The sequence below is a fragment of the Aquabacterium humicola genome, assembly GCF_030167915.1.
Classification (GTDB): domain Bacteria; phylum Pseudomonadota; class Gammaproteobacteria; order Burkholderiales; family Burkholderiaceae_C; genus Pseudaquabacterium; species Pseudaquabacterium humicola.
Map to the genome: position 1 here is coordinate 153068 of NZ_JARGNB010000005.1, position 15973 is coordinate 169040.

The following is a 15973-nucleotide window of genomic DNA, read 5'->3' on the forward strand; positions in this document are numbered from 1 at the left end:
CAGGATGTGACCTCGGCTCCGAGCCCGCTGGATCATCTTCACGCCGCACGCCATGCGCTGGCCGAGCTCGCCCGCACGCGCGGTCGCGACACCCTGCTCGCGCGACGGCTCGGCCTGACGCCGCAGGCAGCGGCGGCCTGTCAGGGCGCCCGCCATGCGGCGGACGACGCCGGCGCACGCTGCCGTGCCTTGACACTGCTGGTCGACGCCACGTGCCCGTCGCGCACCCTGCCGCGCACCGTGAGGTCGCCGCTCGACGGTGAAGCCATTCCGGTGCATATCCAGCGCTGCGACGCCGTGCCGCGCCTGCAATCGTCCCTGCTGGCCTGGAACCGGTCCAACAAGCGCGGCAACGGCGCGCTCGGCGCCATCCTGCGCCTGCTGGACGAGCCGCAGCGCCTGCTGGCGCTGACCGCCGGTCATGTCTGCGGCGCCGCGCCCGGCGTGCGCCGTGGCGACACGATGCACTTCGAGGCCCGGGACGACGGCGCGTTGTGGTTCGAAGGTCCGCTGCTCGACTGGCAGCCCAATTTCGCCCGCATGGACGAGCGCTGCGACATCGACGCCGGCATCGCCGAAGTGCAACCCGAGGACCTCGCGGCGCTGCACGCGCAGCGCGACCTGTGGCCCACCGGCTCGGCGCCGCTCTTCGGCGACGACGCGCTGCGGCTGCGGGCGCCAGGCCGCGACATCGCCGGTCGCGGCTTCGAACTGTGCTCCGTGACCCTGCGCGCCGCACATGACGACAGCCGCGCCTATGTGCTCGGCGAGGGCATCGACTGGCAATGCAGCGAACTCACCGTGGGTGGGGACAGCGGCGCGCCGCTCTGGAACGCCCGCGACGAACTGGTCGCGATCCATGCCGGCGGCGCGGTGATCGACGGCGTCGCGCATGCGTACGCGGTTCCGATCGGGCCGATCCTGCAGTGGGTCGGCGCGAGCGTCGTGCGCCGCGGCGATCCCTTGCGGCGCCCCGCGGCAGTCTCAGGACGGCGACTGGGGCCGTCGCCGGCCGGCGACGGCATCGCCCCACACGCGGTGTCGCCCGACGACGAAGCGATCGACGTGCTGGCGCGCACGATGTACGGCGAAGCGCGCGGGGAAGGCCGCGCCGGCATGGAGGCCGTCGCACACGTCGTATGCAACCGAGTCGACGCCGCGCGCTGGTGGGGCGGCAGCGTGATCGAGGTCTGCCGCAAGCCCTGGCAATTCAGCTGCTGGAATGCCAACGACCCCAATCGACGCCGCCTGCTCGAGGTCAGTGCAGCCGATGCCAGCTTCGCGCTCGCCGTCGACATCGCCGCGCGGGTGCACGCCGCCCATCGCAAGGCGGATGGCAGCCGCGCGCGCCTGGACACGACCGAAGGCGCCACTCACTACTACGCCCCGGCGCGGGTGCGCCGGCCGCGCTGGGCCCAGGGCCTCGTGCCCTGCGCGCGCATCGGTGGGCACGATTTCTTCACCGGCGTCGCCTAACGCAGAAAGGCCTGGACATGGACTCCCGTGTCATCGACGTCGCGATCGGCCTGGCGCTGGTCTTCGCGCTGGTCAGCCTGCTGGTCACCGCGCTGCAGGAGGTGTACTCGAGCTCCACCGGGTTGCGCGGCAAGGTGCTGCGGCAGGCGATCGCCTCCTTCGTCGGCGACGACGACACCTTCGCAACGGCGCTGATGGGCCATCCGCTGCTCGCTGCGCTGTCGCCGCAGAAGCAGGAAGCGCACGACGACAGACGCCCCAGCTACATCAAGGCCGATGCGATCGTCGCTGCGCTGCTCGGCCACCTCGTCGACACCCATGCGGCGGGCGTGCGGCCGGAGACGCCGCTGCAATTGATCGAGGCGCTGCGAGCCGCGTTGACCGGCCCCGCGCCGGCGGTGGCGCCCCAGGTCAACGCGACCGGACTGGCCAACGCCGGCGCCGTCCGCCCGAACGCCTTGTTCGTGCGGGGCCTGTCGTCGCTGGTGATGGGCGTCGAGAAAGACTGGCCAGCCTTCGAGGCCCGGCTGGCGGCGTGGTACGACGCCGTCGGCGAACGCTCCACCGGCTGGTTCAAGCGCAAGACCCAGGCCGGCGTGTTCACCATCGGTTTGCTCGTCGCGATAGCCGCGAACATCAACCCGATCGTCATCGCGTCGCGCCTGTGGACCGACGAACCCTTGCGACATGCGGTGGTCAAGGCTGCCGAGCGGGCCAGCGAAACCTATGCCGCAAATCAAGCGTCCGGGGGTGCCACGGCCGCCGATCGCCTGCTCGCACCAGCGGCGGGCCCGGCGTCTGCGGCAGCATCGCCCACGCGCCCGCCCACGCCCGCGCCTACGGGCCCGGCAGGCACCGCGACTGCAGCCGATGTCGAGGCGGCGGTGCACGGCGTCTGGTCGGCGATGAATGGCATCTCGACCACGGCGGACGCGCGGCTCAAACCCCTGTTCAACGACGTGCTCACGCTGGACAAGGCGATCGGCGCGTGGCGTGCCGCCGGCGGCCGCGCCGACGATCCCGCCGTGCGTGCACTGCAGAACCGCGTTGCCGCCGTCGCGGCGAAGTTGCCTCCCGAAGTGGCGCCGAAGCAGCTCATCGACCGCTTCGCAGAACTCTCGGCCAGCGTCGCACGCGTGCTCGACCCCGGCAAGCAAGAGAAGGCGGCGCCCGTGCCCCGGCGATTGAGCGCCGTCTGCGCCGGCCCGGAAGCCCCGCGCGACGCGGACTGGAAGGCGCTCTGCGGCACGATCCAGGACCTGGGTACCCTGCAGCAGCTGGGACTGCCGATCGGCTGGACGGGCTCCGCGCAGCCGACGATGTTCACCGACCCGTGCCCGGCCGATCGGAAGGGAACGGAATGCGATCGCGCCCAGCGTCAATGGGCCGACTGGGCCCTGATGCCGGTCGGGTGGCTGATCGTGGCGCTGGCCTGCACGCTCGGCGCGCCGTTCTGGTTCGATGCATTGAGCAAGCTGGTGCGGCTGCGTGGTTCCGGTGGCCGTCCCGAGGCATCACCGCCGGCCGGCGACAGCGCCAAGTCCGCGGGCCAGGGCCTGCTGACGCCGCCTGCACCCCCCGCTGGCATGACGGGCAGCGGGACCGGCGCAGGGGGCGCACCCGAAGCGATGAGCGATGCGCTCAACGACAGCGAGCGCGCCCTGACGACGGCCGAGGTGCAACGCGTGCAGCGCGGCATCGGCATGCAGGAGATCGAGGTCAGCGGCTGGTTCGACGGCCCGACGCGACGCGCGATCAAGGCCTGGCAGGAAGCTCGCGGCCTGCTGCCCGCCACCGGCGAGCTGAGTGCGTTCCAGATCGGCGAGCTGCAGGCAATGCGCAGTGCGCCCGGGTCGGACAACACCGCGGCCGCACCGGCGCCGCCGGCGCCCGCACCCCCGGGTGCGCCGGCGCACGACGACGAACACGGCGAAGGCTGCGGCTGTCCGGTCGACGACGCCACCCCGGACGAGCACCTGCCGGCAGCGCGCGGCGGCGTCGACGAGACCTGAAGGGAGCTCCGATGGCCTTTGCACTGACCTGGATGCCCGGCGTGCTGCTGGAAGCGGGCCTGAAGGTGGCGGAAGACCCCGGTTGGCAGGGCCGGGGCCGTGCCGAGATGGGGCAGGTGCTCGGCGTGATGATCCATCACACCGCCACGGCCTCGCAGGCGATGGGCAACATGCCGACGCTGCGCACGCTGCGCGACGGCCGGGCCGACCTGCCGGGGCCGCTGTCCCAGCTCGGACTCGGCCGGGACGGAACCTGGTACGTCATCGCGGCGGGCCGGGCGAACCACGCGGGCAAGGGCCTGTGGAACGGCATCCAGGCCGGCAACAGCCACTTCATCGGCGTCGAATGCGAGCACAGCGGCCAGCCTGCCGACATGCCCTGGCCGGAGATCCAGACGCGCTCGCTGCGCCACGGGGTCGCAGCGCTGTTGCGCCATGCAGGGCGGTCCGCCGACTGGTGCGTGGGCCACAAGGAGTACGCCCTGCCCGCGGGCCGCAAGCCGGACCCGCTGTTCGAGATGGCACCGTTCCGCCAGGAAGTCGCGGCACTGCTGAGTGGTGGCGTGCCACCGCTGCCGCTGATCCCGGCCGCCGAACCCACCGTGACGACCGGCACGACGCCGCGACCCACGCTGCGACGCGGCAGCGGCGGGCCGTTGGTGGTGAAGCTGCAGCAGGCGCTCGGGCTGTCCGATGTCGATGGCGCCTTCGGCCCGCGAACCGAATCCGCCGTGCGCGCATTCCAGCGCATGCACGGGCTGGTGCCCGATGGAATCGTGGGTCCGAAGACCTGGGTCCGCCTGCCGCATACGAACGTGTAGCGTCGCCAGGGGAGGCGCGCCTCGCGGCCCCGCCGGGTTCGCGTCAGGCGGGCCTGCGGACCCGTTCGCGACTTCTCAGCCGCCGGCCACCATGCGCCGCGTCGACGCCCGCACCACCAGCTGCGGCTTCGGCAGCGTCACCTTCGGGCGCTCGCCGGCCAGCAGCTGCAGCAGGCTGCTCGCGGCAAGCCGGCCCATCTCGAGGCCCGGTTGCTGCACGGTGGTCAGCGGCGGGATCGAGTGCGTCGCACCGGCGAGGTCGTCGAAGCCGACCAGCGACACGTCCTCGGGCACGCGCAGGCCGTGTTCGTACAGCGCCAGCGCGGCGCCGAAGGCCATCTGGTCGTTGGCCGCGAAGATCGCGCTGAACGGCTCGCCGCTGGCGAGCAGCCGCTGCACCGCCTCGCGGCCGCTTTCTTCGATGAAGCTGCCCTGCAGCTGCAGCGCCGCGCGCGGCTTCAGCCCAGCGGCCTGCAGCGCGGCCTTGTAGCCGCGCAGGCGCTCGACCGCGTCCGGGTGCACCGGGTCGCCAGCGATGAAAGCGATGCGGCGGTGGCCGAGCTGCAGCAGGTGCTCGGTGGCCAGCCGCGCGCCTTCGAAGTCGTCGAACTGCAATGAATAGAGGCCGGGCGCCTTCAGCACGCGGCCGGTGATCACCGTCGGCAGCGTCTTCGCCACCTTGCCCAGCTCGGCATCGCCCAGCCGCCCGGTCAGCACGATCAGCCCGTCGACGCGACGCGAGCGCAGCACCTCGATGCAGCGCTTCTCCTCGTCGGCATCCCAGTGGCCGCTGACGAACAGCGGGATGTAGCCCGCCTTGTCCAGCACCTCCTCGATGCCGCGCAGCGCGACGCCGTAGAAGGGCGAATCGATGGCCTGCGTGATGACGCCGACGCTGAGCGTGCGCCCGCCGGCCAGGCCGCGTGCGATCGGGTTCGGCACGAAGCCCAGCTCGGCGATCGCGCGGTCCACCGCCTCGCGCTTCTCGTCGCTGACCACGGCGGTGCCGTTGAGGATGCGCGAGACGGTGGCCGGCGACACCCCGCTGTGCTGAGCGACCATCTCGAGCGTGACCTTGCCGCCGGAAGCGGCGTGGCGGGCGGGCGAGGACTTGCTGCGCATCGGTGTGTTCTTCTGTCCGCGCGAAGGCGATGGGCGGGGATTGTGCATGCGCTTTCATGGCCCGCGTGCCATCGACCTCGAGCCGCCCCTACACTCGTTGCCCACGCCGCGTCGCGCAGGCCGCCCGTCGACCGCCCATGACCTTCGCCCGCACCAAGATCCAGCCCCCGCGTCCGCGCGGCCGCGTGCTGCTGCAGCGGCCGCGCATCGACGCGCCCTTGCGCGAGGCGCTGGCGACGCAGCGGCTGGTGCTGGTCAGCGCGCCGGCGGGTTACGGCAAGAGCGCGCTGATGGCGCAGCAACTGCAGCACTGGCCGGACGGCGTCGCGCTGGCCTGGGTGGCGGCCGATGCGGGCGACGACCTGCCGCGCCTGCTCGAATGCCTGGTCGCGGCGCTGGAACCCTATGACCTGCCGTGGCGTTCGGCCCCCGAGGCGCTGGTCGCCGGTGCGGGCGATGCCGCGGGCCGCAACCGCTTCACCGCCGAATTGCTCAACGCGCTGGAAGCGGCCGAGGTGCCGCACGGCGTGATCGTCATCGACGACCTGCACCGCATCGTCGACGAAGACGTGCACCGCTTCCTCGACGCCTTCATCGACCGGCTGGGGTCCCGCTGGACGGCGGTCATCCTCACGCGCCACGATCCGCCGCTGGCCTTGCCGCGCCGGCGCGTCGCCGGCGAGCTGGCCGAATTCCGCCAGGATGCGCTGCGCTGGACGCGCGACGAGCTGGCCGGATGGCTGGCCGCGGCCGGTGCGGCGCCGGAGCGGCTGGATGCCGTGCTCGCGCGCACCGAGGGCTGGGCCGCGGGCGTGCAACTGGCGCTGCGCGTGGGCGGCACGGGCAGCGGCACCGCGGGCAGTGGCGCCGCGCTGGGCACCGAGCGCGCGTTCCACGATTTCCTCAGCGAGGAGGTCATCGACACGCTCGACGACGAGCTGCGCGACTTCCTGCTGCAGGTCAGCGTGCTGCCCGAGATCACCGCGTCGCGCGCGGCCGCGGTCACCGGCCTGCCCGACGCGGCGCGGCTGCTCGACCGGGTCGAGGCGATGGGCCTGTTCGTCACGGCGCTCGATGCGCACGAGCCGACGCTGAAGCTGCACGACCTGTTCCGCGCCGCGCTGGAGCAACGGCTGCAGCGCGAGCGTCCGGCGCTGGTGCCGCAGCTGCTGAAGCGCGCGGCGGCCGGCGAGGCCGATGCCGTGCGCGCCATCACGCTGCTGCTGCGCGCGGGCGATGCCGCCGCCGCGGCACAGGTGCTGCTGAACGCGACACCGGTGTGGATCACCGCCGGCGCGCTGCCGACCGTGCGCACGATGCTGGCGGCCTTCGATGCCACGACTCGCGAACGGCTGCCCGCCTGGCACCTGTCGCAGTGCCTGCTCGCCTGGGGCACCGGCGACTTCCCGACGATGGACGCGTCGGCCCGCAGCGCGCAGGCGCTGGGCGAAGCGGCCGGCGACATCGAGGTCGCCGACATGGGCCTGGGCTACCGGGCGATCGCGCTGAACTTCCTGAGCCGCCAGGGCCTGCGCGCGCTCGGCGTCGAGCAGTTGCGCGCGACCGCGCCGGCGCCGCACGTGGTCACCGGCGTCGCGCTGGCCTGGGCGGACATCGACGAGGGCCGCTTCGACGACGCGCGGCGGCGTTATGCGTCGACGCTGGCGCACCTCGAGCGCAGCCATGAGCCGCACCTGTGGTACCAGGGCAACCTGGGCACGGTCGGCGTGCACATCCCCGGCATGGGGCCGCTGATCGAGCGCTGGATCGACGGCGCGCTGCGCGCCAGCGGCGAGCAGCCGCTGACGCTGAAGGCGATGGCGCTGATCACGCGCGGCTGGCACCGGCTGCTGGTGCAGGGCGACATCGCCGGCGCACGCGGCGCGCTGGAGGCCACGCGGCAGGAGCTGCGCTGGCTGGCCGAACCCACCGGCGTCAATGCGCTGGCCACCGTGCTGCAGCTGCAGATCGCCGCGGCGGCCGGCGACGCGGCCGCGACGCGCGAGGCGGCCGCGCTGCTGCTGCAGGGCCCCTCCACCGGCCAGGGCCACCGCGCGCGCTGGATCGTCGCCAACTACATCGCCGGCTGCGCCGCCGCGGTCGGCGATGCCGAGACCCTGCGCGAGCAGCTCGCGGTGCTGGAGTCGACGCCGGTCGAGAGCGCGCTGCCCGGGCTGCACGCGATCGTGGCCGACATCGCCCGAGGCCATGTCGCGTGGCTGCGCGGCGACGTCGACGCCGCCATCGATGCCTGGCAGCGGGCGCTGGCCGACCCGGTGAACCTGGTGCGCACCCGGCTCGACGCGCCGACCCGGCTCTTCCTGGCCGCGGCCTGCGCACGCGCGAACCGCTGGCGCGACGCGGCCGCACCGCTGGTCGGCTTCCAGGAGCGCTCACGCCAGGGCGCCACCGGCTCGGCGCTGTTCGCGCGGGCCGCGGCCCCGTTCCTCGCCGGGCACGACTGGCGCGCTGCGCTCGACGAGCCCGACCGCGACGAGCTGGCGGCCTGGTTGCGGCGCGTCGCCCCCTTGGCGGCGATGGCCGCGCCGCTGCCCGCGGCGCCGCCCGCTGCAGCGGGTGGCGGTGCGATCGAGGCCCTGAGCAGCCGCGAGCTCGAGGTGCTGGAGCACATCGCCGCCGGCGACAGCAACAAGCTGATCGCCCGCGCGCTGGGCCTGAGCCCGCACACCGTCAAGCGCCATGTCGCGAACATCCTCGACAAGCTGGCGCTCGGCTCGCGTGGGCAGGCCGCCGCCTGGTACCGCGGACAGGCCTGACGTCCGAAAGACACGGCCACCGCCCCCATCGGCCGCCTCGGCCGCCTCGGCCTCGGCCTCAGCCGCAGGCCAGCGGCCCGGCGTACTCCATCTCCTGCATCACCCACTGCCGCCGCGCGGCGCCGAAGCGGCTGTCGATCTCGCACAGCGTGCGGTCCAGCTGCGCCGCCGGCTTCAGGCCCGGCGCCAGCACGATGCGCGGCAGGCCCGCGTCGGCCCCGCCCACCTGCAGCGCGAGGCCGCTGGCCAGGCGCACGCGGCCGGCGCCTTCGGCCACCGCATTCACCTGCACGTGGCCGGTGCGCGACCACGCGTCGGCAGCCAGCGCCAGCGCGATGTCGTCGGCGCCGTCGCGCACGTCGACCAACTGGCGCTGATGGCGCCAGAACGCCGCCTTCGCGGCGAGGTAGCTCGCCGCGCGCGGCAGCGTCAGGCCGAAGGGCGCGCTGTCGTGCTCGGGCGCCCAGTCCGGCACGCCGATCTCGGCGGCCAGCGCCGACGCCCGTTCCCGCCCGCCCAGCGCCTCCACCAGCGCCAGCATCGCCGGCAGCGACGCGGTGATGCCGGTGGTCGTCGCGACGCCGCGATCGGCGAGGTAGCGCTGGTGCGGCACGTGCACCGCGCCGGCATGGCGGCGCAGCAGCGTCGACCGGTCGAACCAGTGGCCGGCGAAGCGGCGGCCGTCGAGCAGGCCGGCCTGGCCGACCACCCGCGCGCCCGAACAGATGCCGAGGATGCGGGCGCCCTGCCCCGCCTGCCGCTTCAGCCAGGCGCTCACCGCCGGATGATCGTCCTGCACCATCGCCGGCACGATGACGATGTCGGCGCCGCGCGGATGCGCGCGGTCGAAGTCGGCCAGGCTCTGCGGCAGGTCGACCGCCAGGGCCGGCGTCAGCTGCACGCGCCCGCGCTGCACCGCCACCGGCTGCACGTCGGCCACGCCGGCGCGCTGCAGCAGCGCATGCGGCAGCAGGAAGTCGGTGACCTCCGTGCCCTCGTTCAGCGCGACGATCGCGACCACCGGCCGGCCCGCGCGCGCGGGCTTCATCGCATCGACGAAGGCCTGGCGCTGCTGCTCACGCAACGCCGGATCGGCCAGCGCCGGCGGCAGCGGGCCGGCACCGCCGCAGGCGGCCAGCCCGGCACCGCCGATCGCGACGACGGCGGCCAGCCGCCCGACACGGCGCCACATCGACGCGCCTGCGAATTGGTAGAACATCGGCTTCATCGGACCAGTCTAGGAATGGCCCCCACCGTGCACCACGACGAAGAAACCGCGATTCCTGCCAGGGACGTGGTGCTGGTGGTCTTCGACGGCGTCGAGTCGATCGACGTCGCCGGCCCGGCCAGCGTGTTCGCGAAGGCCACGCTGCTGCGGCCCGGCGCCTACCGGCTGCACCTGGCCTCGCCGCTCGGCGGCACGGTGCACAGCAATGCCGGGCTCGACCTGGCGGCGACCCTGCCGCTGTCGGCCCTGCCCGCGGCCATCGACACGCTGATCGTCGCCGGCGGCGACGAGGCCGGCGTGCGCGCCGCGATCCTCGAACAAGGCCTCGCGGCCTGGCTCGCCGAGGCCGCGCCACGCATGCGCCGCATCGCCAGCGTCTGCACCGGCGCCTTCGTGCTCGCCGCCGCGGGGCTGCTCGACGGGCGCCAGGCGACGACGCACTGGAGCAGTTGCGACCTGCTGCAGGCGCTGCGCCCGCAGGTGGCGGTGCAGCACGGGCGCATCTGGGTGCGCGACGGCGCGGTCTGGACCTCCGCCGGCGTCACCACCTGCCTGGAGCTCGCGCTGGCGCTGGTCGAGGACGACCTCGGGCGCGCGGTGGCGATGGACGTCGCGCGCACGCTGGCGCTGCCGCTGCTGCGCTCGGGCGACCAGCCGCAGCGCAGCCCGGCGCTCGAGGCGCAGGCCGCGGCCACGCACCGGCTGCGCGAGCTGGTGGCGTGGATCGGCGCGCATCTCGGCGAGAACCTGTCGGTCGATTCGCTGGCCGAACGCGCCGCGATGAGCCCGCGCCACTTCGCCCGCGCCTTCGCCGCCGAGACCGGCTGCACGCCGGCGCGTTTCGTCGAACGCGCGCGTGTCGACGCGGCCGCGCACCTGCTGCGCCACACCGCGTGGACGCAGCAGAAGGTCGCCGACCACAGCGGCTTCGGCTCGGTCGATGCGCTGCAGCGCGCCTTCGTGCGCGTGCACGGCGAGACGCCGAAGGCCTATCAGCAACGTGACGCGTGAGGACCGCATGACCCTGCAACTGCAGCTGATCCGCAGCGCCACCGTGCGCCTGGCCATCGACGGCTTCGTGCTGCTGGTCGATCCCTACCTCGCCGCGCCCGGCGAAGGGCGCAGTTATGCCGGCACCGTGCGCAGCCCGCTGGTGCCGCTGCCGGTGCCGGCCGAGGACCTGGTGCGCGAGGCCGACGCGGTGTTCGTATCGCACCTGCATTCGGACCATTTCGACGACGCGGCGCGCGCGCTGCTGCCGGCGACCAAGCCGTTGTGGTGCCCGGCGCCGGTGGCCGAGGGGCTGCGGGCCTTCGGCTTCACGAACGTGACCGGCATCGCCGACACCTTCGCCCATGCCGGCTTCTCGCTGCAGATGACCCCCGGCCGGCACGGCCCGGATGCGGTGCTGGAGGCGATGGGCGCGGTGCACGGCTTCGTATTGCGCACCCCGGGCCACGGGCCGCTGTACTGGGTCGGCGATTCGATCCATTGCCCCGAGGTCACGCGGACGATCGCGGCCACGCAACCCGCCTGCATCGTCGTGCATGCCTGCGGCGCCGACTGGAAAGGCCTCGCGCCGCTGGTGATGGACTGCGCGATGGTCGAGGCGGTGCTGGCGGAGGCGCCCGGCGCGCAGGTGATCGCGACCCACCTCGACGCGGTGGACCACGCGACCGTCTCGCGCGCCGACCTGCGCACCTGGTTCGCGCCGAAGCCGGCGCTGGCCGCGCGGCTGCGCATCCCGGCCGACGGCGAGCGCATCGCGCTGTGAACCGGCCATGAGCTTCCTCGGCCTGCTGATGCTCGACACCCGCTTCCCGCGGCCGCCGGGCGACATCGGCAACCCGTCGACCTGGTCGCGCGCCGGCATCCCGGTGCGCTACGTCACCGTGCAGGGCGCTTCGCCGCAGCGCATCGTGCGCGAGTCGGACCCCTCGCTGCTGCAGCCCTTCGTCCATGCGGCGCGCGCGCTGGCCGCCGACGGCGCGACGCTGCTGTCCACCAGCTGCGGCTTCCTCGCCGCCTGGCAGCACCCGCTCGCGCAGGCGGTGCAGGTGCCGGTGATCACCTCCAGTCTGCTGCAGGCCGCGCGATACCCGCGGCCGGGCATCGTGACCATCGATGCCGCGTCGCTGACGCCCGCGCTGCTGCAGGCCGCCGGCGTGCCGGACGGCACCCCGGTGCAAGGCGTCGCGCCGGGCTGCGAGTTCCAGCGCCGCCTGCTCGGCAATCAGCCGGTGCTCGACCTCGCCGAGGCCGAGCGCGACGTGGTCGCGGCCGCGCAGGCGCTGGTGGCGCGCCACCCGCAAGTGAGCGACCTGGTGCTCGAGTGCACCAACATGCCGCCCTACCGCGAGGCGATCGCCCGCGCCACCGGCCGCCCGGTGCACGACATCGAAACGCTGCTGATCGACGCCTGGTCGGCGGCCACCGCGTCCATCGCCGGATCGATGCCGCGCCGGTAGGCGTCGGGCGTCCACGGCGCGAAGAGGTCGGGCGCCAGCGACTCGACGGCGATCGGCCGCCGCACGACCGGCGCATGGCAGTCGGTGAAGCGGCGGCAGCCGTCGCGGTAGTCGTGGCGCTCGGTCGCCGGCAGCAACACCTCGCCGGAGTGCGCCAGCGTCACCGGCCGGCCTTCGGCGAAGAACTCCAGCCGGTCGCCCACCGGCTCGCCGACGATGCGCACGCGCGCCGGCGCCGCCTGCTTCAGGTAGCCGGTGATCGAGATCGCCGCGGAGAAGGTCCACGGACTCGTCAGCGCATAGATCCGCCCCGGCACCAGCGCCGGCAGGCTCTCGGCGAAGTCGCGTGCCTGCGTCAGGTCGCCGCCGCCGTTCAGGCGCAGGTCCAGCACCAGGTGCGTCGGTTGGTGCCGCTGCACGGCCGCGCGCACCTCGGCGAAGAAGGCGGCCAGCGTCGACTCGCGGGCGTCGTGGGTCTGGCGCAGCTCGATGACCACGGCGGCCAGCTCGGGCGCATGGCGCCAGCGGAAGGCCCGGCCGCCTTCCTGCAGCGACCAGGGCGCCGCGCCGGCCCTCAGCAGCGAACGCCAGCCGGTGTCGGTGCCGTCGCGGGTCTCCGGCACCACGTCGGGCAGCAGCAGGCGGCTGGTGTCCGAGCGCGGCCGGTCGGGCGACGGCGCTTCGGCGACGAGCCGGCGTTCGATCACCCGCCCATCGGCGAGCAGGAAGCGGTAGCGCGCGGCCGCCGCGTCCTTCACCAGGTCCAGCGCCTGCAGCTGCTGCGGGCTCTCCAGCAGCAGCGGCGCCTGGCGGTCGCGCCACGACGGCAGGCCGCCGGTGAGGCCATGCGCGGCTTCGCGCAGCCGCTCCAATGGGACGTCATCGATCGCCAGCAGCGCAGCCCCCAGCAGGTCGGCATCGGCCGTGCGCACCCGCAGCACGACGAAGTCGCGGCCGAAGGGCGCGAGGCGGAGGCCGACCCGGTTGCTGCGCGCCAGCCGCGGCCCGCCGTAGCTCAGCGTGTGGCCGTTGTCGGCCAGCGCCGCCACCTGGGCCAGCGCCAGGCCGAAGCGCACCGGATCCAGTTCACGCGCCTGGGCGTCCAGCAGCGCGAGCCGCGCCTGCGCCGCCTGCCGCGCCGGCGCGCTGTAGGCCCGGTCGGGCTCGAAGAACTCGCGGCGGAACTGCGCCAGGTCGGCGCGCACCGTGTCCGCGCTCCAGGTCTGCGCCCGCGCGGCGCCGGCAGTGAGACACAGCGCGGCGAACGCCAGGCAGGAAGCGGCCAATCGGTGCAGCACGGGGCGTCCTTCGGGGGTGAACGAAGCCTCCACTGTGCGCGATGCGGACCGCCTGCCGCGTGCAGTTCGGTCGGCCGGATCGACGGCCTGTCGCATACCGCGCGGCAGCGGGTCACCCCGCGGGCGCCGCGATGTCAGCCGGCCAGGGCCTGCAGCGCGGCGCCGCCACCGCGGAACATCGGCCAGCCGTCACCGACCAGCACCGCGTCGATGCGCGGATGGCGCTCGAGCAGCCGGTGCAACGAGGCGGTGACCGCGGCGCGGTCGCCGATCTTCGCGTCCGGAAGCAGGTGCAGGCTGTTGCCGGCATGCGCGCGCACGAGGTCGCCGGTGACCAGCGTCGTGTGCTCGAGCACCAGCGCCAGCTCGCCCGGCGTCTTGCCGCCGTGCAGCTCGATCACCTGCAGCCCCGGCACCGGCTCGTCGCCGTCGCCGAGCCACGCGGTGCACGGCAGCGCGAAGCCCTCGCGCTCGGCGCGCGGACCGGCCAGCGTGGCGCCGAACTGCCGGGCCAGTTCGCCCGCGGCGCGCGTGTGGTCCGAGTTGGTGACGATGATCCAGGCCGCGCCGCCCAGGCGCTCGAGGTGCGCGCGGTCGTGCGCGCTCATCGGCAGCGGATCGACCAGCACGTTGCCGCCGGGCCGGATCCACGCCAGGCCGTTGAAGTCGATGTCGCGGCTCTCGTCGAAGACAGACCAGCCGTAGAGATCGGGGCGGTGCAAGCGCTTCATGCCGGCATCTCCGGGGTGTGGCGGAGATGCATTCTGCGCCCCCGCCCCGACGTGTCGAAGGCCTGGCCCCAGACCTCGGGCCGGGTGGCATCGCATAAGCTCGCGCGCGCCGTCACCTGCGCCGTCCTGCCCATGCCCGTTGTCCGCCCGCTGCGTCCGCTGCGCCTGCTGCTCGCCTGCCTGCTGGCCGTGCCGCTGCTGTCGTCCTGCACGCTGGTCACGCTGCGCGACGAGGCCCGCGCCTTCTACGCCGCCACCGTGCTGGCCGGGCGCGTCGCGGTGCCGGCGGGCTGGCAGGGGCCGGTGGTCGTCGCCGCCGTGGCCGAAGGCGCCGACGGCCGCCGCCAGGTCGTGCACCAGGTGCGCCTGCACGAGGCGGGCGGCTACGAGCTGATCGTGCCCGACGGGCTCACCACCGTGGTGGCCTTCGGCGATGCCGACGGCAACGGCCGGCCCGATGACGGGGACCCGGCGGCGCTGCAGCCGGCGCCGGTGGAGGTGCGCAGCCAGGGCCTGCTGCTGCAGCTCGACCTGGTGCTCGCGCCCGGCCAGGCCGCCGCGCTGCGACGCGCGCTGCCCGCCGACGCCCCTTCGCCGCCGCGCCACAGCACGCAGGTCGGTGCGCCGCTGCGGCTGGACGAGCCCGCCTTCTCGGCCGAGGCCGGGCGCCAGGGCTACTGGTCGCCGATGGAGGCCTTCCGCCGCACCGGCGGCAACATCTACTTCGCCGAGCCCTACGACCCGGCGCGCACGCCGGTGCTGTTCGTGCACGGCGCGCTCGGCTCGGCGCAGGACTTCGCACCCTTCCTCTCGCGCCTCGACCGCCGGCGCTACCAGGCCTGGGTGTTCCAGTACCCGTCGGGCTCGTCGCTCGACTCGATGGCCCACCTGCTGTACTGGAAGCTGTTCAACCTGCAGGTGCGGCACCGCGTCGAACGGCTGCACATCGTCGCGCACAGCATGGGCGGCCTCGTCGTGCGGCGGCTGCTGCTCGACCACGGCGCCGAGCTCGGCTCCCTGGTCGGCGCCTTCGTCTCGCTGTCGACGCCCTGGGGCGGCGAATCCGGCGCCGCGCTGGGCGTGAAGCACTCGCCGGCGGTGGTGCCATCGTGGCGCGACATGCAGCCCGGCGAAGCCTTCCTGACGCAGCTGTATGCGCGGCCGCTGCCGCCGTCCGTGCGGCACCTGCTGCTGTTCGGCCACCGCGGCGGCTACAACCTGCTGCGCCCGACCACCGACGGCACCGTGACCCTGGCCAGCCAGCTGCGCCCCGAGGCCCAGGCCGAGGCCCGCATGGTCACCGGCTTCGACGAGGACCACGACAGCATCCTCGCCGCGCCGACGGTGATCGAGCATGTGCAGGCCCTGCTCGCCGCCGCCGACCGCCCCGGCGCGATGCCGGCGGGCGGCCGGCTGCAGGTGCGGCTGGCGGCGCCCGACGGCCGCGCCGAATCGCTGCTGGCGGCGCTGGCCACGCTGACGCTGACGCCGGTGGGCGGGCCCGACACCCCGCGCACGCCGCAGGTGATGTCGCTGACCCCGGGGGCCGGCCTCACCCGCGTCGGGCCGGTGGCGCCCGGCGTCTACGAGGTCAGCGCCACCGCGCCGGCCTTCCGCACCCAACCGGCGCGGCGCCGCGTCACGGTCGAGCCCGGCGGCGAAACGGCGCTGGACTTCACGCTCGCCCCGCAAGGCACGCTGTTCGGCCAGATCGACGTCGCCGGCGACCCGCTGCGCCAGCCCGCCGGCAGCTACCGCGCGCCGCACACCCGCGCGACCGTGCGCCGCATCGTGCTGCAGGGCCCCGGCGGCGTGCGCACGCTGGTGCCGCGCCACAGCGAACGGCCGGACCTGCTGCCCGCCTTCCTGGACGATCGGGACGATGCCGACGGCGCGGTCTTCAGCTTCGTGAACCTGCCCGCCGGCGAGTTCGTGCTGACCGTCGAGGCGGACGGCCACGCGCCGCACGTCTCGCGGCACGTCGTGATGCCGGGGCGGGTGTCGCCGCTGGCCAGCGTGCTGTTGCAGCCGCTGCGATGA

The 15973-nt window shown here is 74.3% G+C and carries 12 protein-coding genes; 8 read left to right on the top strand and 4 right to left on the bottom strand.

All coding sequences use genetic code 11. The features are described from left to right. Positions 1-6: 6 nt before the first annotated feature. From P1K89_RS21915 to P1K89_RS21925, 3 genes are read left to right on the top strand one after another with little or no spacing between them, the layout of a single operon-like run. Positions 7-1476, top strand: coding sequence for a cell wall hydrolase (locus tag P1K89_RS21915; protein WP_284618654.1), 1470 nt, complete (start codon positions 7-9; stop codon positions 1474-1476). A 17-nt stretch (positions 1477-1493) separates the two neighbouring features. Further along, complete coding sequence (locus P1K89_RS21920; protein ID WP_284618655.1) at positions 1494-3488, top strand: peptidoglycan-binding domain-containing protein; 1995 nt, start codon at positions 1494-1496, stop codon at positions 3486-3488. Positions 3489-3499: 11 nt separating this feature from the next. Then, the gene (locus P1K89_RS21925; protein ID WP_284618656.1) at positions 3500-4309 is read left to right on the top strand and encodes a peptidoglycan recognition protein family protein; all 810 of its coding nucleotides are present in this window, start codon (positions 3500-3502) and stop codon (positions 4307-4309) included. A 75-nt stretch (positions 4310-4384) separates the two neighbouring features. Here the strand turns inward: P1K89_RS21925 and P1K89_RS21930 are convergent, their stop codons facing one another. Continuing rightward, the gene (locus P1K89_RS21930) at positions 4385-5431 is read right to left on the bottom strand and encodes a LacI family DNA-binding transcriptional regulator (protein WP_284618657.1); all 1047 of its coding nucleotides are present in this window, start codon (positions 5429-5431) and stop codon (positions 4385-4387) included. Between the two features lie 137 nt (positions 5432-5568). Between P1K89_RS21930 and P1K89_RS21935 the strand changes: the two genes are divergently transcribed. After that, positions 5569-8208 (top strand): winged helix-turn-helix domain-containing protein, encoded by a 2640-nt coding sequence (locus tag P1K89_RS21935; protein ID WP_284618658.1) that lies wholly within the window; start codon positions 5569-5571, stop codon positions 8206-8208. Positions 8209-8266: 58 nt separating this feature from the next. On the opposite strand, the gene P1K89_RS21940 is transcribed toward P1K89_RS21935, so the two are convergent. Continuing rightward, entirely contained in the window at positions 8267-9400 is a 1134-nt protein-coding gene (locus P1K89_RS21940; protein WP_439898026.1) for a DJ-1/PfpI family protein, read from the bottom strand. 51 nt (positions 9401-9451) lie between these two features. Here P1K89_RS21940 and P1K89_RS21945 point away from each other — a divergent pair, with 51 nt between their 5' ends. The 3 genes from P1K89_RS21945 to P1K89_RS21955 are packed head-to-tail and all read left to right on the top strand — an operon-like array spanning position 9452 to position 11904. Beyond that, positions 9452-10447, top strand: coding sequence for a GlxA family transcriptional regulator (locus P1K89_RS21945; RefSeq protein ID WP_284618660.1), 996 nt, complete (start codon positions 9452-9454; stop codon positions 10445-10447). A 7-nt stretch (positions 10448-10454) separates the two neighbouring features. Continuing rightward, positions 10455-11210, top strand: coding sequence for an MBL fold metallo-hydrolase (locus tag P1K89_RS21950; protein ID WP_284618661.1), 756 nt, complete (start codon positions 10455-10457; stop codon positions 11208-11210). 7 nt (positions 11211-11217) lie between these two features. Next, a complete protein-coding gene (locus P1K89_RS21955; RefSeq protein ID WP_284618662.1) occupies positions 11218-11904 on the top strand; it encodes an aspartate/glutamate racemase family protein in 687 nt (228 codons plus the stop codon). Here the strand turns inward: P1K89_RS21955 and P1K89_RS21960 are convergent. Both P1K89_RS21960 and P1K89_RS21965 read right to left on the bottom strand, forming a co-directional pair. Further along, positions 11787-13202, bottom strand: a complete 1416-nt coding sequence (locus P1K89_RS21960; protein ID WP_284618663.1) for a S41 family peptidase — start codon at positions 13200-13202, stop codon at positions 11787-11789. The genes P1K89_RS21955 and P1K89_RS21960 overlap by 118 nt on opposite strands. 134 nt (positions 13203-13336) lie before the next feature. Next, a complete protein-coding gene (locus tag P1K89_RS21965; protein ID WP_284618664.1) occupies positions 13337-13933 on the bottom strand; it encodes an MBL fold metallo-hydrolase in 597 nt (198 codons plus the stop codon). A 132-nt stretch (positions 13934-14065) separates the two neighbouring features. Between P1K89_RS21965 and P1K89_RS21970 the strand changes: the two genes are divergently transcribed. Continuing rightward, a complete protein-coding gene (locus P1K89_RS21970) occupies positions 14066-15973 on the top strand; it encodes an alpha/beta fold hydrolase (protein WP_284618665.1) in 1908 nt (635 codons plus the stop codon).